Here is a 20,657-nt window from a genome sequence, read left to right as displayed (position 1 = left end):
GGCGGCGGCCCGCCCGCCGAGGACATGATGTGCCTCATGTCCTCTTCCCTGTCCTCCCTGTTCCTGGCGCTCGCCGTGATCACGACGGGCCTCTACGCCGGATTCATGCTGACCTTCCTGATCGCGGTCATGCCGGGCATCGCCGCGCTGCCCGACGAGCGGTTCGCGGACGCCATGCGCCGGTTCAACGAAAAGGTGCCGGGACCGGCGTTCCTGGTCCTCTTCCTCGGCGTGATCGCGTTCCCGGCCGTCGTGACCATCGGCGGCGACGGCGGCAGGGACCGGGTGCTCGCCGTCGCGGCGCTGGTCTGCGCGGTCGCCGGCCACCTGATCACGATCGCCGGCAACATCCCGCTCAACAAGGCGCTCGCGGAGTCCGAGGGCGGCGACGACAGCGCGGCCCGCGCCGCGTTCGAGTCCCGCTGGAACCGGCTCCACCGGGTCAGGACGCTGCTGGCCCTCGCCGGGTTCGCCCTGCTGGCCGTGGTCGGGGCGGAGTTCTAGTCCACGTCGTGCAGGGCCCGTACGGCGCCGAAGGACTTGCTCGCTTCTTTCAGTGCCAGGACCGGGGCGGCGGGGTCCGGGGCCGGGTCCTCGGCGAACTGGTTCATGAGGGCTCCTCAGCGGAGGCACGCACCGATGGAACGCGGTTCCCCACGCCGTGAAAGGATTCAATGAGGGACTCGGAAGCTCGGCGGGGATCGCTGGCACCGTCAATGGTGCGGTGGCGTCCCTGTTCCGTACCCGCCCGGCAGGGGCCCGGGTGGAGGAGCTGTGACGGTTGCCGTGTGAACGCAACCGCCGTGCGCCACCGCGGGTCTGACTCTGCGAAGCACCGGTGCCGTACCGCCGCACCGGACCATCCGCGTACGCCGGATCTCGGACTCACACCAACCTCCCACACCCGAACGAAGGAGCCCATGTGGCATCCCGCGCGCTAGGAACCACCGTGGTGCTCGCCATCACCGTGGCGACCGCCGTGATCACCTTCCCCGCCGCCCAGGCGGCGACGCCCGACCGCGCCGCGACCTCGGTGTCGGCGTCCGCGGACGGGGCCGTGCCCGCACCGGTCCCGCGCCGCGACGACTTCAACGGGGACGGCTATCCGGACCTGGCGTTCACCGCGCCCGGCGCCACCGTCGACGGCAAGGCCAAGGCCGGTTACGTGGCCGTGGTGTACGGCTCCGGGAACGGGCCGCGGACCTCCACCAAGCAGGTCTTCACCCAGGACTCGCCCGGCATACCGGATTCCTCCGAAGCCGGTGACGCGTTCGGTGGCTCGATGGTCTCCGCCGACCTCGACAAGGACGGATACAGCGACCTCGTGGTCGGCGCGGGCAACGAGAAGATCGGCTCGGCCGGGTCCGCCGGTTCGCTCACCGTGATCTGGGGCGGCGCGCAGGGGCTCTCCGGCGGCGCGACCCTCCTGACCGGCGACGAGCTGTACGACGAGGTCGGCGCCAGGACCGCGGCAGGCGACTTCGACGGCGACGGCGCCATGGACATCGTCACGGTCGGCATGCACAACACCTATGTCCTGTCGGGCCCGTTCAAGCGCGACGGCAGCACCGCGGCCCCCGCCAGGGAGATCCGCGACATGGACGACCTGCGCTACATGGACATCACCGCGGGCGACTTCGACGGCGACGGCCACGACGACCTGGCCGGCGTCGTCCACGACGGCGACGAGTACGACGCCCGCCGCATCCTCGTCCGCGACGGCGGCGCCACCGGCCTCGCCGAGGACTACACCACCGTGAACGCGGCCAACGGCTACCGCCTCCAGGGCGGCGAGACCATCACGGCCGGCCGGATCGACGGCGACAAGTACGCCGACCTCGTCGTGGGCCGCCCGGTCGACGGCTACGACAGCGACCTGGACCTCCCGCTCGCAAAGGGCGGCATGATCACCTACGTACCGGGCGGCGCGAACGGCCCACGGGGCGACCGGGCCAAGGTCTTCAACCAGGACAGCGCCGGTGTCCCGGGCGCCGCCGAGCGGGGCGACGGCTTCGGCGCCTCGGTGTCGATCGGCGACATGAACGGCGACGGCTACGGCGACATCGCCGTCGGCGTCCCCTACGAGGATCTCGGCACGACGAAGGACGCGGGCTCGGTCCTGGTCCTCCCCGGCACCGCGTCCGGCCCGACCGGGACCGGCACCGTGGGCTTCAACCAGGACACGGCGGACGTTCCCGGAGCGGCCGAGGCGAACGACCGGTTCGGCGGCGCCGCCAAACTGGTCGACGCCAACCGCGACGGCCGCAGCGAACTGGCCGTCGGCGCTCCCGGCGAGAACACGGACGCCGGCTCCCTGTGGATCTTCCCGACCGCGGCGTCCGGCCCGGTGGCCAAGGGCTCGTTCACCTTCGGCCACGGAGCGCTCGGCACCGTGGGAACGAACGCGGCGCTGGGATCGTCCTTCAACCGCTGATCCTGATCCCGCGATCCCGCCCCGGGGTAGGGCCGGCCCTACCCCGGGAGTCGGGCAGCACGGATGTACCCGCCCGGGACCGGCTTCTACGGTGGGGCCATGAGCCCGAGGCAGCGTCAGCCAAGTCCCGTCGTACTCCCGGCGGATGCGGAGCCGGACGGTCCCCGGACACGCCCCCGCACCGTCTGGCAGGCCCTCCCGTTTCCCCGCTACCCGCTGTCCTCCTGGCCCTGGCGGTCGGCGGGTTACCTGATCAGCGGCGCCCTGACAGGTGCGGTCGTCCTGGTGGTGACCGTGACCGCCGCGGTCGTGGGCGGCGCGCTCTCCGTCGTGCTGATCGGCCTGCCGCTGCTCGCCCTCCTCACCCTGACCGGCATCCCGGTGGCGGCCCTGGAGCGGCGCAGGCTCGGCCTGATGGGCCCGGCCCCGGCCCCGGACCCGCACCGCCGCCCGGCCGAACCCGGGCTGCGGAGCTGGGCGGCATGCCGGTTCCGGGAACGGGCGACCTGGTGGGAGCTCGGATACGCGGCGCTGTTCGCCCTGGTCCTGTGGCCGCTCGACGCCCTCGCGGTGGCCCTCTGCACGGCCGCACCTCTCGCGATGGCGGGCACCCCCGTACTGATGGAGGTCTACGGGGACGGCGAGGAGCTGCGCGTGGTGAAGCTGTGGACGGTCACGACCTGGCCCGGGGCCTTCGCGACGGCGGCGCTCGGGCTCGTACTCCTGCTGCTCGGCGGCTACGCCCTGGGCGCCCTGGCCGGAGCCAGGGCGGAACTGACCCGCCTCCTGCTCACCCCCGGCCCCTCGGAGCCGGACGCACGGGTGATGGAACTGACCCGCTCCCGGGTCCGGCTGGTCGACGCCTTCGAGGCCGAACGCCGCCGCATCGAACGCGATCTGCACGACGGCGCCCAGCAGCGCATCGTCGCCCTCACCATGATGCTGGGCCTGGCCCGCCTGGACGCCCCGCCCGGCCCCCTCGCCGACCAGCTCACCCGGGCCCACGAGGAGGCGGGCAGGGCCCTCGCGGAACTGCGCGAACTGATCCACGGAATTCACCCCCAGGTGTTGGCCGACTACGGCCTCCAGGCCGCGGTCGCCGACGCCGCCGAACGCTCCACGATCCCCGTCGGACTGAACGTCGAACTGCCCGGCCGGCTCCCCGAAGCCGTCGAGACGGCCGCCTACTTCGTGGTCTGCGAGGCCCTGGCCAACGTCGCCAAGCACAGCGGCGCGGGCCGCGCCGAGGTCAGCGGGGGCCACCGCGCGGGCCGCCTCTTCCTGGAGATCCACGACGACGGACAGGGCGGCGCGAGCACGTCCGGGGGCGGCAGCGGACTGACCGGCCTCGCCGACCGGGTCTCCGTGCTCGATGGCAGACTTGCGCTGTCCAGCCCGGCCGGGGGACCGACCCGATTGCGTGTGGAGATTCCTTGCGAGTGGACCGATCGCTCCGTGTAGTCCTGGCCGAGGACAGCGTGCTGCTGCGCGAGGGACTGACGGGTCTGCTCGGCCGCTTCGGCCACGAGGTGGTCGCGGCGGTCGGCGACGCGGAAACCCTCGCCACGGCCGTGGCCGAACACGCCCCGGACATCGTCGTCACCGACGTCCGGATGCCGCCCGGCTTCCAGGACGAGGGCCTGCACGCGGCGGTCCGGCTCCGCGAGCGGCAGCCCGCCCTCCCGGTGCTGGTCCTGAGCCAGTACGTGCAACGCGCCTACGCCGCCGACCTCCTGGACTCCGGCGACGGCTCGGGCGTCGGCTATCTGCTCAAGGACCGGGTCGGCCAGGTCGAGGAGTTCATCGACGCGCTGCGCGAGGTCGCCGACGGCGGTACGGTCGTCGACCCCGAAGTCGTACGCCAGCTCCTGCGCCGCCGCCGCGACCCGCTGGAACGCCTCACAGCCAGGGAGCGCGAGGTGCTCGCCCTGGTGGCCCAGGGCCGGTCGAACGGCGCGATCGCCCGCGAACTGGTCGTCTCCGAGGCGGCGGTGGGCAAACACATCGGCAACATCCTCGCCAAACTGGACCTCCCGCCGGCCGACGAGACGCACCGCAGAGTCCTGGCGGTCCTGACCTTCCTGCGCGCCTGACGGACCCGGACCCGAACCGGTCCGAGGACGGCAAGAAGACCCTCCCGGAGGAGGGTCTTGATCCGTGCGCCCCCGGCAGGACTCGAACCTGCGGCCAAGTGCTTAGAAGGCACCTGCTCTATCCACTGAGCTACGGGGGCCGGGTGGTGGCCTCGGCGGCCTGGAGCCCTGGGGCCGGGCCGGTCGGTGACCTGCCGGGACAAGGATAGGGCTCCGATCGCCTCGTCCCGGTTGCTTCACCTGCGTGGCACGATGTGGAGGTTCGGTGAAGCGAACCGATAATCGCAGGTGGGTGGGATTCCCGCACGGCTTTTGGCGCCTCACGCCCCGGGTGTTGTGCACTCGTTATGCCTGCGCCCCACTCATCCCCTCTGTCCCGACTTCATTCCTGGGAGAGAACCGGCGCGCAGAGGTGGCTATACGCTTCAAAAAGGCTCCAAAATTGGGCATTCTTCGCATGTGGTGACCTTGGACGTACGGCCTCAGCTCATCGACGCACTCTCCGCCCTGCGCGACCGTGTCGCCGCCGTGCGTCTCCCACTCCCGCTGCCGGGAGCCGCCCGCGCCCGGCAGACCCGGAGCGAGCTGCTCGCGCAGCTCGACGACTATCTGCTTCCCCGGCTCAGGGATCCCGAAGCACCGCTGCTCGCGGTCATCGGCGGGTCGACCGGTGCGGGGAAGTCGACGCTGGTCAATTCGCTGGTGGGGCGGCCGGTCAGCGAGGCCGGGGTGCTGCGGCCGACGACCCGGACACCCGTGCTCGTCTGCCATCCGGACGATCACCACTGGTTCGCGGGGGCACGCGTACTGCCGCAGCTGACCCGCGTCTGGCTGCCGCCGGAGGAGTCCGGGGAGCCCGGCCGGTGCGACGACCTCGCCGGGTGCGAGGAGGAGAACGGGACCTTGTTGCGGGTCGAGACCTCGCCCGGGCTGCCGCGCGGGCTCGCGCTGCTGGACGCGCCCGACATCGACTCGCTCGTGGTGCGCAACCGGATGCTGGCCGCCGAGCTGATCTGCGCCGCGGACGTATGGGTGATGGTGACGACGGCCTCCCGCTACGCGGACGCGGTGCCCTGGCACCTGCTGCGTACCGCCAAGCAGTACGACGCCTCGCTCGTCACCGTCCTCGACCGGGTGCCGCACCAGGTGATCGCCGAGGTGTCGCAGCAGTACGGGGCGTTGCTCGCCCGTGCGGGGCTCGGCGAGGTGCCGCGCTTCACCATCCCCGAACTGCCCGAATCGGCCGGTGGCGGCAGCGGGCTGCTGCCCACGACCGCCGTCGCCCCGCTGCGCGCCTGGCTCAGTCACCGCGCCCAGGACCCGGCGGCCCGCCAGCAGGCGGTCGGGCGTACGGCGGCCGGGGTCATCGACTCGCTGGACGTACGGATGCCCGAGCTGGCCGGGGCCGTCGCGGCGCAGTACGCGGCGGCCGTAAGGCTGACCGGTGTGGTCGAGGACGCGTACCGGGGGGAGGGCGCCCGGGTCCGGCGCAGGCTGCACAGCGGCGGCGTGCTCGCCGGGGACGCCCGGACCAGGTGGCGCGGCTACCCGCAGTACAGCACCCCCGGGGAGCTCCTCGAAGCGCTGGTCGAAAGCCTCGCCGCGCTCCTGCAGTGCGCCGTGGCCGCCGCCGACGAGCAGATCCGTACGACCTGGCAGCGCGAACCCGCGGCCGACGGGTTCGGCTTCGAGGACGTCGGCCGGGAAGCCGGGGGATGGGGGCCCGCAGAGGACATCCGGGGCCGGATCGCCATGGCCGTACGGCGGTGGTGGCGGGTTCTGGAGGAGCTGGCCGAGGAAGAGGTGCGCAGCCTGGAACGCAATGCCGCCCCCGACCCCGAGACCGTGGCCGCGCTGCTGGCCGCCGCGCTGCTCGGCGGCCGCCGCACCCGCGGCGCCGGGGAACAGCTCGCCGAACGGATCGGCGCCCAGACCGCGCTCCGGCTGCGCGACAAGGGCGGGGCGCTGCTCACCGAATGCCTGGACCGGGTGCTGGACGGCGAGCGCGACCGGCGGCTCGCACCGCTCGATGCGCTCGACGTCGCCCCGGAGCCGCAGGCCGAACTGATCGCCGCGCTGTCCGTACTGCAGAAGGAGAGGTGGCAGCGATGACTGCCGTCACTGACGAGGGGACCGCACCGGCCGGGAGCCCCGCTCCCCCCGAGGACCGGGAGACCGACGGGCCGGTCCCGGTGCCGGAGACCGGCCGGGTGCCGGAGCCGGGCAGGGTGCCGGAACCGGGCCGGGAATGGAACGACGGGCTCATCGCCCGGCGGGCGGCGGCCAAGGCGGCGGACCCCGGGCCCGAGCCCGGCGGGGACGACGACGTACGACCTCCCCAGGTCGAGGCGTACGTGCCCTCCGGCGGCCCGCTCCGGCCCCGGCTCGATGCGCTGCGGGAACTGGTCGGACTGTCCCGGGCCCGGCTGGACGGGGACACCCTCGCCGAAGCGGGGCGGGTGCTCGACGAGGCGGCGGCCCGGCAGCGGCTCTCCTCCCGGCACACCGTCGTCGCCATCGCCGGGGCCACCGGCAGCGGCAAGTCGATGCTCTTCAACACCCTCGCGGGCGCCCAGATCTCCGAGACCGGGCTGCGCAGGCCTACCACCGCCGCCCCCATTGCCTGCTCCTGGACCGACGGGGCCGCCGGGCTGCTCGACCGGCTCGCCATCCCGGGGCGGCTCAGGCGCAGGCCGCAGCCGGGCGGCGCGGACACCGACGAGGCCCTCCAGGGGCTCGTACTCGTCGACCTGCCCGACCACGACTCCGCGGCGACCGCACACCGGGAACAGGTCGACCGGGTCCTGGCACTGGTCGACGCGGTGATCTGGGTCGTCGACCCGGAGAAGTACGCGGACGCGGCCCTGCACGAGCGCTATCTGCGGCCGCTCGCCGGACACGCCGAGATCACCTTCGTCGTCCTCAACCAGATCGACCGGCTGCCCGGCGACGCCGCCGACCTGGTCCTCGACGATCTGCGCCGGCTGCTCGACGAGGACGGCATGGCGCTCGGCGAACACGGCGAACCGGGCGCCACCGTCATGTGCCTGTCCGCGCTCACCGGCGAGGGCGTCGATGAACTGCGCGAGGTGCTCGGCCGGTTCGTCCAGGAACGCACCGCGGCGGCGCGCAGGCTCTCCGCGGACGTGGACGCCGCCGCGGCCAGGCTCCGCCCGGCTTACGTGGCCGAGGGGCGGCCCGGCCTCGGCGAGCGGAGCCGTGAGGAGTTCACCGACCGGCTGGCGGAAGCCGTCGGGGCGGCAGCGGCGGGCCAGGCGGCCGAGCGCGAGTGGCGCAGGAACGCCGGACGGGCGTGCGGCACGCCGTGGCTGCGGCTCTGGCGCTGGTACGAGTCCACCCGGCGGCCCGGAAGCCTGGAGCGCCCGGTGCGGCCCGAGCCCCCCGAGGAGCGGCCCTCCTCCCGGCAGAGCGTCGAGCAGGCGGTGCGGAAGGTGGCGGACGAGGCCGCCGACGGGCTGCCGGGCCCCTGGGCGCAGGCGGTCCGCGAGGCGGCGGTGAACGGCGCGGACGGGTTGCCGGAGGCGCTCGACGCGCTGGCGGAAAGGTCCGGTGCGGAGCACGCCCCGGGCGGCGGGGCGGTGGTGGCCACGGGTGTGGCCGGGGCCTGTGGAGTGGCGCACAGTGGCCGGGTGAGCGGGAAGCCGCCGCGGCCGAAGTGGTGGCCGGCGGCGGTTCTGGCCCAGGCCGCGATGACGTTGCTGCAGGTCTTCGGAGGGCTCTGGCTGGTCGGGCAGATCGTCGGCGTGCTCGAACCGGGCTACTTCACGCCCGCCCTGGTGATGCTGGCCGGGATCGTCGGCGGGCCGCTGGTGGAGTGGTCGTGCGTGGCCGCGGCGCGTGGGCCGGCACGACGGTACGGGCAGGAGGCCGAGCGGCAGTTGCGCGAGGCGGCGGCGGCCTGCGGGCGGGCCCGGGTGCTCGATCCGGTGGCCGCGGAGCTCGTGCGGTACCGCGAGGTGCGCGAGAGGTACGCGGCGGTGACGGAGATTTCCACAACCGGCGGGTAGTCCCCAGGCGCGAGCAGGATTTCCGCCTCTCCTTCAACCTGGGGTCAGTGACCGCGTGGACGCGATCGCTGTTCCGAAGGCCGAAGGGGAGGCGGAGTCATGAACGACACGTTGGTGACATTGGTGGGCAACGCGGCTACGGGCGTGGAGTTCCGGGAGACCGCGACCGGTGGAATGGCGCGATTCCGGTTGGCGGTGACGCCGCGCCGCTGGGACCGCGAGAAACAGCTCTGGACGGACGGGCACACCAGCTTTTACACGGTGTGGGCCTGGCGGACTCTGGCCTTGAATCTGTCCGGTTCCGTTTCCGTCGGGGAACCACTCGTCGTGCACGGCCGGCTGAAGGTGCGCGAGGAGGAACGGGAGGGGCAGCGCAGGACGTTCGTGGACATCGAGGCAGTCGCGGTGGGCCACGATCTGACGCGGGGGACGGCGGCGTTCCGGCGGGTGATGAGGGGCGACCCCGCGCTGACGGCACGGGTGGGGAGTGCGGACGGGTCGGGGGCGCCGGCGGAGCCGGAGGAGGTCGCGGGGCCGGGCGGCCCCGATGGGTCCGGGGGACCGGACGGCTCCCGGCGCCGGCGGCCGACGGTCCGTCAAAAGGCTGCGAAGGAACTCGCGTCGGTGCCGTGACGGGCCCGGAGCGGTCCAGGAGCAGGGCGAAATACGGGCCCGGGTGGGCGGGGAAGGGGCCGTGGAGGCGCACGCGGGTGATACCGGCGATAACGATTCCGATTCGGAATGGTTGTACGACGGTATGACGGGGGACTGTTCATCGCTTCCTCCTTAGGATTCCCCAGTACTCACGGGGCACTTGAGTCGACTGGCGGGGCAATCCCCACACGCGCATAAGGCGCGGAGGGCCCCGCCCGGAGGGGAATTCTGTGTTTTCTGCTTCTTCAGCGACCGCTTCGTCGTCCTCGGGGACGACGGCCAGTTCTCCGAGGCGGCGCGGCATAGCCCGGCTGGCCGCATCGATGGTGGCATCCGGTCTGGTCATGGCAGGCGCCCTCGTCGGCGCGGGCGGCGCGGTCGCCGACGAGGCACCGCAGCATCAGGGCGGCGCGGCCGCGGTGCTGGACGGGTTGAAGACCTTCGACCGCGCCGTGCTGCACACGGGCGGCAAGGACCAGCAGCTGCCCGCCGGCCTCTTCGAGATGACCGTCGACGGCGGCGGCAAGCTCAAGACGTACTGCATCGACATCCACAACCCCACCCAGGACCAGGCGAAGTACCTGGAGACCCCCTGGAACCAGACCTCGCTCGGCAGCAACAAGAACGCCGGCAAGATCCGCTGGATCCTGGAGCACTCCTACCCGCAGGTCGACGACCTCGCGGCGCTCGCCAAGGAGGCCGGCACCGGCCCGCTCACCGAGAAGACCGCGGCGGCGGGCACCCAGGTCGCCATCTGGCGCTACTCGGACGACGTGAAGATCGACGCGACCGACGGCCAGGCCGAGAAGCTGGCCGACTGGCTGGAGAAGAACGCCGTCGACCAGGCCGAACCCAAGGCGTCCCTCGCCCTGGACCCGGCCGCGGTCTCCGGCAAGTCCGGCGAGCGGCTCGGCCCGGTCACCGTCCACACCAACGCCGGCCAGGTCTCCGTGACCCCGCCCGCCGACGCCGCCACCGGCGTCAAGGTCACCGACAAGGCCGGCAAGCCCGTCACCGCCGCGGCCAACGGCGCCGAGCTCTACTTCGACGTGCCCGAGGGCACCGCCGACGGCTCCGCCTCGCTGACGGTCCAGGCCACCACCTCGGTGCCGGTCGGCCGCGCGTTCGCCGGTGTCACCAAGAGCCAGACCATGATCCTGGCCGGCTCCAGCGAGTCCACGGTCTCCGCGACCGCCACCGGCACCTGGGCCAAGAAGGGCGCCATCCCGGCCGTCACGGCGAAGAAGAACTGCGCCAAGGGCGGCGTGGACGTCACCGCCTCCAACACGGGCGACGAGGCCTTCACCTTCGAGCTGGCCGGTGTGAAGCACACCATCGAGGCGGGCAAGTCCGAGACGGTCACCGTCCCGGTCGCCGAGGACCAGGCCTACGACTTCACGATCACCGGCCCCGGCGGCTTCTCCAAGACGTTCAAGGGCGTCCTGGACTGCAAGACCAGCGGCAGCACCACCGGCGGCACCGACACCCAGACCGGCGGCGACAAGCCCGCTCCGGCCACGTCCGGCGGCAGTTCCACCACCGGCGGCTCGGGTGACCTCGCCGAGACCGGTGGCTCCAGCGCCACCCCGGTCATCGCGGGCGTCGCGATCGCCCTCGTCGTTGTCGGCGGCGGCGCGGTCTTCCTCCTCCGCAAGCGGAAGACGCAGACCTCCGCACAGTGATTCCGCACCGTCGCGCCGCACCCTTGATTGCGGAGTGACGAACGGGGGGCGGACTGTCACGTTCGCTGATGAGGGCCCCAGTACGCCGACGCGTACCGGGGCCCTCGCATGCCCGGCGACGGCACCCCGCACGCTCCGGGGCCGCAACGGAGGGTCTCGCGGACCGGGCGGGTTTCCATCCTGGGATGGACGTCAGGCAAGATGGGGTGTATCTGCCCACACATCGATTGCCGGACGGTTTCTCTTGGCTGAGTACATCTACACCATGCGCAAGACGCGCAAGGCGCACGGCGACAAGGTGATCCTTGACGACGTCACGCTGAGCTTCCTGCCCGGGGCGAAGATCGGTGTGGTGGGTCCCAACGGCGCCGGTAAGTCCACGGTGCTGAAGATCATGGCGGGCCTGGAGCAGCCGTCCAACGGTGACGCGTTCCTGTCGCCCGGTTTCAGCGTCGGCATCCTCATGCAGGAGCCGCACCTCGACGAGACCAAGACCGTCCTGGAGAACGTCCAGGACGGCGCCGCCGAGGTCATGGGCAAGCTCAAGCGCTTCAACGAGGTCGCCGAGCTCATGGCGACCGACTACTCCGACGCGCTCATGGACGAGATGGGCAAGCTCCAGGAGGACCTGGACCACGCGGGCGCGTGGGACCTGGACGCCCAGCTGGAGCAGGCCATGGACGCCCTGGGCTGCCCGCCCGGCGACTGGCCGGTCGTCAACCTCTCCGGTGGCGAGAAGCGCCGCGTCGCGCTCTGCAAGCTGCTGATCGAGGCCCCCGACCTGCTGCTCCTCGACGAGCCCACCAACCACCTCGACGCCGAGTCGGTCAACTGGCTGGAGCAGCACCTCTCGAAGTACTCCGGCGCCGTCGTCGCAGTCACGCACGACCGGTACTTCCTGAACAACGTCGCCGAGTGGATCCTGGAGCTCGACCGCGGCCGCGCCATCCCCTACGAGGGCAACTACTCCACGTACCTCGACAAGAAGGCCGCCCGTCTCAAGGTCGAGGGCCGCAAGGACGAGAAGCGCGCCAAGCGGCTCAAGGAAGAGCTGGAGTGGGTCCGCTCCAACGCCAAGGGCCGGCAGACCAAGTCCAAGGCCCGTCTCGCCCGTTACGAGGAGATGGCGGCCGAGGCGGACAAGATGCGGAAGCTGGACTTCGAGGAGATCCAGATCCCGCCGGGCCCCCGGCTCGGTTCCATCGTCGTCGAGGTCGAGAACCTCTCGAAGGCCTTCGGCGACAAGGTCCTCATCGACGACCTGTCGTTCACGTTGCCGCGCAACGGCATCGTCGGCGTCATCGGTCCGAACGGCGCGGGCAAGACCACGCTGTTCAAGATGATCCAGGGCCTGGAGACCCCCGACAGCGGATCGGTCAAGATCGGTGACACGGTCAAGATCTCCTACGTCGACCAGTCCCGCGCCAACATCGACCCGAAGAAGACCCTCTGGGCCGTCGTCTCGGACGAGCTGGACTACATCAACGTCGGCCAGGTCGAGATGCCCTCGCGGGCGTACGTCTCCGCGTTCGGCTTCAAGGGCCCGGACCAGCAGAAGCCGGCCGGGGTCCTCTCCGGTGGTGAGCGCAACCGCCTCAACCTGGCGCTGACGCTCAAGGAGGGCGGCAACCTGCTGCTCCTCGACGAGCCCACCAACGACCTCGACGTCGAGACCCTGTCCTCGCTGGAGAACGCCCTCCTGGAGTTCCCGGGCGCAGCGGTGGTCATCTCCCACGACCGCTGGTTCCTGGACCGCGTCGCCACGCACATCCTGGCGTACGAGGGCGACTCCAAGTGGTACTGGTTCGAGGGCAACTTCGAGTCGTACGAGAAGAACAAGGTCGAGCGCCTCGGTGCGGACGCGGCCCGCCCGCACCGTGCCACGTACAAGAAGCTCACGCGAGGCTGATCGTCTTGGCTCGTCACATCTACAACTGCCCGCTGCGCTGGTCGGACATGGACGCCTTCGGCCATGTGAACAACGTGGTCTTCCTCCGCTACCTGGAGGAGGCGCGCATCGACTTCATGTTCCGGCTGGCGCCGGGGGACGGTTCGCCGTCCTTCGCGGGCGGCTCCGTCGTGGCCCGGCACGAGATCGACTACGTACGGCCGCTGGTCCACCGGCACGAGCCGGTGACCGTCGAGTCGTGGGTCACGAAGATCGGCGCCGCGTCGCTGACGATCGCGTACGAGATCAAGGACCCGGACCAGGTGTACGTCCGGGCCTCGACCGTCGTCGTGCCGTACGACCTGGCCGAGGAGCGGCCCCGGCGGATCTCCGCCGAGGAGAAGCTCTTCCTCCAGCAGTACCTGGCCGAGGAGCCCGCCGCAGCATGACGGTGCCCGTACGGTCGCTGGAGTTCGCCGACCCGAGGGAGGCCGCGGATCTCGCGGCCTTCCTCGGCCGGCTGCTCCACTACGACCGGGCCGCCGCGGTGCGGATGCAGGCGGGCGGCGGTGCGCTGGCCGTGTTCGGCAGGCCGCCGTCGTTCGAGGTCCTGGCCATCCGGACGGCGCGGCTGTCCGGGCCGGACGACGACTTCGACGTCACGGTGTCCGCCGGTGAACTCCTCGAATCCCTCGGGGAGTCCACCGGCACCGGCGCCGTTCCGGCACCCGTCACCGGGCCGCCGTGGACGGGGGTCCTCCCGCCCCGCGGCGGCTGGCGCGAACTGCCGGGCCTGCCCGACCCGGTCTCCCTGCGCGCGGCGGTCACCGCCGCGGTGGCGGAGTTCCGCTCCCGCGACGAGGCGCTGCCCGAGGAGCGCCGTACCCGGGCGGAGCGGGACCTGATCGGCCGCGAGATCTGGTCGCGCACGGTCGCCGGCACCGGGCTTCCGCTGCGGGCCGTCCACGCCGCCCAGTCGCTCGGATTCCTCCGCCCTGCGCCCGACTTTCCCGTCGCCCTGCTCACGGCCGGGTCCTGGCTCCGGCTCCGTACCCCGTACGGCTCCGTCGCCCTGCGCGGTCCGGGCAGCGGGCTCGGCCCGCTCAACCTGTCGGTGGGCACGGGCTGAGCGAGAGGCTCTAGCCGGTCAGGGCCCTGTCCACCAGGCGCCGCGCGGCCGTGTCCTGGGCGTCCTGGGCCGGGTCGCCCATCCGCAGGGTGAACGTGGCGCTGGTCGCGGCCCGTGAGCCGTCAGGTGTCACCCCGCTCTCGGAGACGATCCCCAGATGGGTTCCGCCGTGGAACCAGATCCCGCCGTCGCTCCCGGCCACCGGGCGCCAGGCGATGCCCAGCCCGTAACGGACTCCCGGCACATCGATCCAGTCCTCTGCCGCGGCCGTCTCCTTCATCGCGGCCAGCTCGGCCGGGCGCAGCAGCCGGCCGCTCATCAGGGCGCGCAGGAAGACCCCGTGGTCGTGGGTGGTGCTGATGACGGAGCCGTCCGCACCGCCGCCGGAGGCCAGCGTCGTGTCGGTCGGCCGGGTGCGGCCGGGGAACCAGGTGTGCGCGGTGGCCGTGGGCCGGGGCAGGTACGGGGAGGTGCCCGGGGTGAAGGTGTGGCGCAGGCCCAGGGGTTCGACGATCCGGTCGTGGATCTCCCGGGCCCAGGAGTTGCCGGTCACCCGCTCGATGATCAGACCCGCCACCACGTAGTTGGTGTTGGAGTAGCCCCAGCGCCGCTGCGGGGCGGGTGCTCCGGCGTCCGGCACCCACAGGGGCGGCCGGCTCAGGGCCGCCTTCAGCTGGTCCTCGGGGGTGGTGGTGCGAAACCGGGAACGGAGGTACCCGGCCGGGGTGAACGCGTCGGCCGCGTCGGGCGAGACGGCCAGGTAGTCGTTCAGGCCGCTGGTCTGGCGCAGCAGGTCGGCGACCGTGATCCTGCGGCCGTCGTTGCCGTTGCCCCGGACGGCGCCGGGGAGCCACCGCTCGACGGTGTCCGTGAGCGCGAGCCGTCCCTCGCCCACCAGCTGGAGGGCGAGCGTGGCCGTCAGGGTCTTGGTGTCGCTGCCGATCCGGTAGTAGGCGTCCCAGGGGACCGGGTGGTGCCCGGCTGCCTGGTCGGCGGAGCCGGCGCGGGCCGTGGTGCGGCCGCGGGCGCTCTGGACCTCGGCCAGTACGCCGGTGGCGCCGGTGGCCACGATCGCGTCCACGTCCTCCTGAAGACGGTCGCCGAGCCCGGGACGGTGGCGGGGCGCGGCCGTCGCCGTGGGTGCGGACGCTGCGGTTAGCAGGGCCGCCGCCGTGGCCGCCAGGCCGGTACGTCTGCTGATCACCGGTCCTCCCCGGTGCGAGGGCAGGTCAGGTCGGCGGCGGGGAGTGTGCCGTCGCGCAGGTAGTCGTTCACGGCCCGGTCGGCGCAGGGGACGGCGGTGAGGCCGTCGAGTCCGCGCCCGTACACCCCGTGCGAGCGGATGTCCGCCGTCACCAGCCGGGAGCCGGTCAGGCGGCGGTGCAGGGCCAACGCCCCTTCGTACGGGACGTTGTTGTCGCGCCGAGCCTGGAGCATCAGGACGGGTACGTCGTTGCCGATCACCGTGGCGGGCTCGCGGGACGTGCTCGTCCAGAAGGCGCACGGGGCCACCATGCTGTTGACGAGCGGGCCGAAGACGGGCTGGGTGGCGCGACTGGCCTCCATGTTCTTCCAGTACGTCTCCGGGTTCCGCGGCCAGCCGCCGGCCGGCCAGCCGCTGTCGCCGCACATGAAGAGGGCGCCGCCCAGCATGCTGTCCGCCAGCTCGGGCGAGGCGAGCAGCTCCAGCATGGCCGCGAGCTCCGGGCCGGGCTCGACCGGCCTGCCGGCCGCGGCGTCGGCCAGGTCCCCCACCGTAGCGGCGAGCGCCGGGTCGTACTCCTCGTGCTGGATGAGCTGCCGCAGCACCAGCCGCAGCAGCGGCGCGTCGAGCCGGACGCCGGAGACGGTCACCGGACGCCGCTCGGCCCCGTCGAGCAGCCGTTGGACGCTCGACCGCACACGGGCGGGCGTGGTGCCGAGCCGGTAGGTGCCGTCGTGCCGGGCGGTCCAGCCGGCCCAGGCGTCCAGCGCCTCTTCGAGCGGTCTGCCCGCCCGCTGGAAGAGTTCGTACTGGGTGGCCGACGGGTCGGTCGAGGAGTCGATGACGACGCGGTCGGCGCGGCGCGGGAACATCTGGGTGTAGACGGCGCCCAGATCGGCGCCGTACGAGACGCCGTAGTACGACAGTCTGCGCTCACCCAGCGCCGCGCGGATCGCGTCCATGTCGCGGGCGACGTTCCGGGACGTGGCGTGAGGGAGGAGCCGGGCGTTGTCCCCGTGCTCCTGGCAGCGGCGCGCGGTGTCGCGGGAGGACCGTACCGACTGCTCGAAGTCCTCGCGACGGGTCGTGACCGGGCCGGGCGCGGGCGACGGGGCGGCCGGGTCGCAGGCGACGGGGGTGGACTCGCCGAGGAAGCGGGGATCGAAGCCGATCAGGTCGTAGCGGTCGGCGGCGTCCTTCAACGCGGGGCGCAGATACAGGGTGCCGGCGAGTCCGGCGCCGCCCGGACCGCCCGGGTTCGACAGCAGGACGCCCCGCCGCTGCCCGTGCTTCGCGGTGGCCTTGATACGGGAGACGGCGATCCGGATCGTCCGGCCGCCGGGGTCGGAGTAATCGAGCGGGACGGTCACCTCCGTGCACTGCGCACCCGCCTTGTTCAGCTCCCGCTGCTGCGGTGAGCAGGGGCCCCAGACGAGCCGCTGATGGGCGGGTGCGGTGGCTGCGGCGGGGGTGGCCGATGCGGGCATGCCGCCCGCGAGTAAACAGGTCAGGCCCAGGCCGACGGCGGTCGGCGTGGCGACGCGCATGGTGCTCCTCGGGATCAGGTGGATGACTCCCGCACGACGCTATGGGTGTACGCGGCGCGGGAACATCGGGCCACCCGGCCGAAGCGACCTGGGGCCAGCACCACCAACACCCGTCACGGGCGCGGCTGGTCGTCCGGCCAGACCCCGATGTGGTCGTGCTCCAGCTCCAGCATCACCCGGTGCTCCATCCCGAGCGCCTGCGTGTAGTCGGCGGGCAGTTGCAGCCGGCCCGCGCGGTCGAGCATTGCGTACTCCCGGGCCACCTGGGACTCCAGGCCCGTGGTGGCGTCGACCTCGGTGCGGCGCAGCACCTCAAAGGACGTACGGCCGTCCCGGATGGCGACCGTGCGGCGGCCCTCGTCGGCCACCGCCTGGTCGTGGGTGACGATCACGATCGTGGTGCCGAGCTCCTCGTTGGCGCGGCGGAACGCCGCGAAGACCTGCTCGCCGGTGGCCGAGTCGAGCTCGCCGGTCGGTTCGTCGGCGAGCAGCACCGACGGGTTGTTGGCGAGCGCGACCGCGATCGCCACCCGTTGCTGCTGACCGCCGGAGAGCTGTTGCGGGCGCCGGTCGCGGCAGTCCTCGACCTCCAGTATGCGAAGCAGCGACTCGGCGCGGGCGGCCCGTTCGGCGCCTCGCATCCGGCCCCGGCCGCGCAGCTGCATCGGCAGGGTGACGTTCTGGGCGGCGGTGAGGTACGGGAGCAGATTGCGGGCGGTCTGCTGCCAGACGAACCCGACGACGTCCCGTCGGTAGCGGAGCCGTTCCTTCGGCCCCATCGACAGCAGATCGCAGCCCCCGACCTTCGCCGACCCGGCCGTCGGCACGTCGAGGCCCGCCAGGATGTTCATCAGGGTCGACTTGCCGCTGCCCGACGCGCCGACCAGGGCCATCAACTCACCCTGGGTGACCAGGAGATCCAGCCCCTGCAGGGCCTGCACCTCCACCCCGTCCGCGGAGAAGATGCGGACCAGCCGGTCGCAGGCGATCAGCGCGTCGTGCCCGTACGAGGGCCGGTCGCGGCGCGCGTTGGCACGCTGTTCGAGCTCGGCGAGTGTGGTGTCGGCCGACGGCGACGTCATCGGGAATCTCCTGCCCTGAGTTCGGTGTTCGGTCCGCGACGGCCGGCCCACCGGGCCTGGACGGCGGCCACCGCGGCGGTGAGGACGACCACACCGAGCGCCGGGAGCGTCAGCGACCACGGGTCGGCCCGCAGCGGAGCGGTGTCGAGTGCGGTGGGGCCGGGCCCGGAGGAGAGCGCCAGGCCCACCAGGTCCACGCCCGGTGCCAGCAGCGCGATCGCCGCCCAGCCGACGAGCACCCCGCCGACGGCCGCGAGCAGTGCCTGCGGCAGCGCTTCGAGGCCGAGCAGCCGCCTGCCCTGCCGGGAGGTGAGGCCCATGGTCCGCAGCCGCGCCAGCAGGGCCGTGCGCTCCGGCGCGGTCCGCAGGAGCGACAGCAGGACGGCGAGCAGGGCGTAGCCCGCACCGGCCGCGATCGCCGCCGCGTAGATGCCCCAGGCGCCCTGCTGCATGGGGGTGTCGACGAACGCCGCGCGTTCCTCGGAGCGCAGCCGTACGGAGAAGTCCTTGCCCGCGTCCTTCACCGCCGCCCGCAGCGCCTTCGCGTCCGGGGAGCCGCCGGTGACCAGCAGGGTGCTGGTCTGCCGGCGGGTGAGCGACGCGGAGTCGACGATCAGGAAGTCGCTGTCGGGGACGGCGGCGGTGCGCGGGACGACGCCCGCCACCCGCACCGTGAGGTCCCCGGCCGCCGTGGGCAGCTCGCGCGGCCGGTCGCCGAGCTCCGTGGCGACCGATGGCGACACGATCACGGGCACCACCGTGTCCTTCGACGGGGCGGTCCCCTTCGCAGCCGTACGCCCGGGGGCGCGCAGCCGGTCGGCGGGGAACGGGCCGAGGCCGGTCGTACGGGCCAGCCGGGCGTACGCCGCCGGGTCGACACCCAGCAGGACGGCGCTCTTCATCCGGTTGTTCCCGGCCGGGTCGGCGGGCAGCGGCACGCCGTACACGACCTGCACCGCCGCCACCTCCCGCACCCCGTCCGCTCCCCGCACCTGCCGGATCAGGCGGTCCGGCAGTGGTACGGCGTCGTACGGGCCGCTGATCCGGGCGTCGGCGCCGACCGTGTGCACAGCCGCCCGGTCCCGCGCGTCCGCGACACCCGCGAGCACCGAGCCGCCGAACGCTGCCGTGGTCAGGGCGAGCAGCAGCGCCAGCAGCGGCAGGGTGCCGCCCGCCGAGCTGCGCCCGGCCCGCGCCAGCGACAGGAAGCCGACCGCACCGCGCCGCCGGGCCACGGCGCGCGAGGCGAGCCGCAGCGGCAGCGGAAGGAGCCGTACCAGGACCAGGGCGGCGATCAGCCCGACGAGCACGGGGGCGGCGCTGACCAGCAGGTCGCTTCCGCCGTCGCCTCCCGTACCGCGTCGGCGCAGGCCCGCGACCGCGCCGACGGCCAGCACCAGCACGGTGAGTTCGGCGACCGTGCGCCGCCGCGACGGGCGGGCGTCCATCAGGTCGTCGCGGGCCCCGGGCAGCTGCGGCCTGCGGTGCGGCAGCACCGCGCCCAGCGGCAGGGCGAGACAGACCAGCGCGGCGACGGCCGCCGGTCCGACGACGGAGGGCCACAGCCGGGCCCGGTCGAGGAGCGGCACGGCGATCAGCAGACCCAGCACCGCCGCGGGCAGTGCGATCACCGCCGTCTCGGCGAACAGCCGGCCGCCGATCCCGCGCAGCGATCCGCCGCGCGCCCGCAGCAGCGCGAGTTCGGTGCGGCGCCGCCCGCCGATCAGCCCGACGGTCATCAGCAGCACGACGGCGGCGACGGCCCCGGCGCCCACAGCGGCGACCGTGACGACCGGGCCGATCGCCGCACGCAGCGATCCGTACCCGGTGAGGATCTCGTCGAGGTCGGTCGTAAACGTGGCGTTGACACCGGCCGCCCCGCGCAGCCGTACCAGCCCGGGGCCGCCCTCCAGGGAGGCGATCGACGAGCGCAGCCCCGCCGCGTCGGGGGCGGTGAGGCGGGAGGCGTCCGGCGGGAACCGCCAGAACGCCTCCGGCCGGCCCGCCGTGGCGAGCAGGGCGGGCGCGGCGTCCGGGGGCAGCAGCACGGCCGCGGTCCAGTAGAAGCGCGGAGGGGACAGAGTCGGGGGGGACGGAACCGGTTCGGGGACCAGGGCCGGGGTCCGCAGCAGCGGCTGGGCCGACCAGTAGGCGGACCGGGGGTCGGTCGGGGCGACGATGCCGGTGATCCGTACGGTCAGTCGCTTCCCGCTGGGGGCCGGTACCGAGATGACCGAACCGGTCGTCGCCTTCAGGACCTTGGCCGTCTCCTCGGTGACCGCGGCCTCCACCTCGGTCGTGTCCTCGGAGACCTGGCCGTGCACGGCGGGCCACTTCCCGGCGCGCAGGGTGGCGTGGTCCGGGAGGGCGGACAGCGTGGAGTAGGTCAGCTGGGGGTCGACGAGGTCCGGCCGCGGCAGCCAGCGGTCCTGCGCGACGATCGGCTTCCCGGTGCGGAAGCCGTACGAGGAATCGCCGGTGCCCGACACCACCGGGCCGGGCAGCAGGGACCGTGCCTTGCGGTGGACGGAGGCCAGCGCCGCGTCACGGACGGCCGCCTCGCGCTCCGCCGCCGGCAGCTGGAGCTCGGGCTCCGGTGCGCTCAGCTCCAGCACGCTGCGCGAGGGGTCCGCGACGGTGATGTCCTGGCGCAGCCCGTCGTTCTCGTAGCGCTCGACGGTGCGCGGGAAGGCGGCCGCGAGGAACGACGTCAGCAGCACCAGCAGCCCCAGCGCCCAGGCCGTGCCGGGAGCGGTGCGCAGCCGGGTGCGGACCCAGGGCGCATTGGCGGGGGTGCTGCGGTCTCGTACGGAACCGCCGACCTGCGCGGTGCCGCCGTCTCGTCCCGGGCTGCCGTCTCGCACAGAGCTGCCGTCCCGAATGGAATCGCCGTCTCGAACGGAACGCGGATTCATG

At 73.1% G+C, this 20,657-nt stretch carries 15 protein-coding genes, 1 tRNA gene and 1 pseudogene; 11 read left to right on the top strand and 6 right to left on the bottom strand.

The features are described 5' to 3' along the window. Window positions 1-36: 36 nt before the first annotated feature. Window positions 37-504 carry a DUF1772 domain-containing protein gene (locus ACIRJP_RS22005; protein WP_404176639.1) on the top strand — a complete coding sequence of 156 codons (468 nt, stop codon included), beginning with the start codon at window positions 37-39 and terminating at the stop codon, window positions 502-504. Here ACIRJP_RS22005 and ACIRJP_RS22000 read toward each other — a convergent pair. Then, window positions 454-611 (bottom strand): annotated as a pseudogene (locus ACIRJP_RS22000) (D-xylose ABC transporter ATP-binding protein); the annotation flags it as partial. The gene ACIRJP_RS22005 and the pseudogene ACIRJP_RS22000 overlap by 51 nt on opposite strands. Before the next feature lie 311 nt (window positions 612-922). Between ACIRJP_RS22000 and ACIRJP_RS21995 the strand changes: the two are divergent. From ACIRJP_RS21995 to ACIRJP_RS21985, 3 genes are all read left to right on the top strand, one after another. After that, a complete protein-coding gene (locus tag ACIRJP_RS21995; RefSeq protein WP_404176636.1) occupies window positions 923-2,434 on the top strand; it encodes an FG-GAP and VCBS repeat-containing protein in 1,512 nt (503 codons plus the stop codon). 99 nt (window positions 2,435-2,533) lie between these two features. Next, complete coding sequence (locus tag ACIRJP_RS21990; protein ID WP_404176633.1) at window positions 2,534-3,895, top strand: sensor histidine kinase; 1,362 nt, start codon at window positions 2,534-2,536, stop codon at window positions 3,893-3,895. Continuing rightward, window positions 3,868-4,527 (top strand): response regulator, encoded by a 660-nt coding sequence (locus tag ACIRJP_RS21985; RefSeq protein ID WP_404176630.1) that lies wholly within the window; start codon window positions 3,868-3,870, stop codon window positions 4,525-4,527. Before ACIRJP_RS21990 ends, ACIRJP_RS21985 begins: the two co-directional genes overlap by 28 nt. Window positions 4,528-4,594: 67 nt before the next feature. Here ACIRJP_RS21985 and ACIRJP_RS21980 read toward each other — a convergent pair. Continuing rightward, window positions 4,595-4,667: transfer RNA gene (locus ACIRJP_RS21980), tRNA-Arg, on the bottom strand. Between the two features lie 328 nt (window positions 4,668-4,995). On the opposite strand from ACIRJP_RS21980, the gene ACIRJP_RS21975 reads away from it, so the two are divergent. The 7 genes from ACIRJP_RS21975 (at window position 4,996) to ACIRJP_RS21945 (ending at window position 13,908) form a co-directional block, all read left to right on the top strand. Next, on the top strand, window positions 4,996-6,639 hold the full coding sequence (locus tag ACIRJP_RS21975; RefSeq protein ID WP_404176688.1) for a dynamin family protein: 1,644 nt from the start codon (window positions 4,996-4,998) through the stop codon (window positions 6,637-6,639). Continuing rightward, on the top strand, window positions 6,636-8,555 hold the full coding sequence (locus tag ACIRJP_RS21970; RefSeq protein ID WP_404176628.1) for a YfjP family GTPase: 1,920 nt from the start codon (window positions 6,636-6,638) through the stop codon (window positions 8,553-8,555). Before ACIRJP_RS21975 ends, ACIRJP_RS21970 begins: the two co-directional genes overlap by 4 nt. 99 nt (window positions 8,556-8,654) lie before the next feature. Continuing rightward, the gene (locus ACIRJP_RS21965; protein ID WP_404176625.1) at window positions 8,655-9,188 is read left to right on the top strand and encodes a single-stranded DNA-binding protein; all 534 of its coding nucleotides are present in this window, start codon (window positions 8,655-8,657) and stop codon (window positions 9,186-9,188) included. Between the two features lie 251 nt (window positions 9,189-9,439). Continuing rightward, window positions 9,440-10,891, top strand: coding sequence for an LAETG motif-containing sortase-dependent surface protein (locus ACIRJP_RS21960; RefSeq protein WP_404176623.1), 1,452 nt, complete (start codon window positions 9,440-9,442; stop codon window positions 10,889-10,891). Window positions 10,892-11,135: 244 nt separating this feature from the next. Next, window positions 11,136-12,800, top strand: a complete 1,665-nt coding sequence (gene ettA, locus ACIRJP_RS21955) for an energy-dependent translational throttle protein EttA (RefSeq protein WP_404176620.1) — start codon at window positions 11,136-11,138, stop codon at window positions 12,798-12,800. A gap of 5 nt (window positions 12,801-12,805) precedes the next feature. Beyond that, on the top strand, window positions 12,806-13,228 hold the full coding sequence (locus ACIRJP_RS21950) for a thioesterase family protein (protein ID WP_124717647.1): 423 nt from the start codon (window positions 12,806-12,808) through the stop codon (window positions 13,226-13,228). After that, a complete protein-coding gene (locus ACIRJP_RS21945) occupies window positions 13,225-13,908 on the top strand; it encodes a hypothetical protein (protein ID WP_404176617.1) in 684 nt (227 codons plus the stop codon). Before ACIRJP_RS21950 ends, ACIRJP_RS21945 begins: the two co-directional genes overlap by 4 nt. Before the next feature lie 10 nt (window positions 13,909-13,918). Here the strand turns inward: ACIRJP_RS21945 and ACIRJP_RS21940 are convergent, their stop codons facing one another. The 4 genes from ACIRJP_RS21940 to ACIRJP_RS21925 form a co-directional block, all read right to left on the bottom strand. Beyond that, window positions 13,919-15,112, bottom strand: coding sequence for a serine hydrolase domain-containing protein (locus ACIRJP_RS21940; RefSeq protein WP_404176614.1), 1,194 nt, complete (start codon window positions 15,110-15,112; stop codon window positions 13,919-13,921). Continuing rightward, window positions 15,109-16,659, bottom strand: coding sequence for an alpha/beta hydrolase (locus ACIRJP_RS21935; RefSeq protein WP_404176611.1), 1,551 nt, complete (start codon window positions 16,657-16,659; stop codon window positions 15,109-15,111). Before ACIRJP_RS21935 ends, ACIRJP_RS21940 begins: the two co-directional genes overlap by 4 nt. Before the next feature lie 113 nt (window positions 16,660-16,772). After that, on the bottom strand, window positions 16,773-17,741 hold the full coding sequence (locus ACIRJP_RS21930; protein WP_404176608.1) for an ATP-binding cassette domain-containing protein: 969 nt from the start codon (window positions 17,739-17,741) through the stop codon (window positions 16,773-16,775). Beyond that, a complete protein-coding gene (locus tag ACIRJP_RS21925) occupies window positions 17,738-20,656 on the bottom strand; it encodes an FtsX-like permease family protein (protein WP_404176605.1) in 2,919 nt (972 codons plus the stop codon). Before ACIRJP_RS21925 ends, ACIRJP_RS21930 begins: the two co-directional genes overlap by 4 nt. Window position 20,657: the final 1 nt, after the last annotated feature.

It is taken from the genome of Streptomyces sp. NPDC102437 (assembly GCF_044765565.1).
Lineage (GTDB): Bacteria > Actinomycetota > Actinomycetes > Streptomycetales > Streptomycetaceae > Streptomyces.
This window is presented reverse-complemented; position numbering and strand designations above follow the sequence as displayed.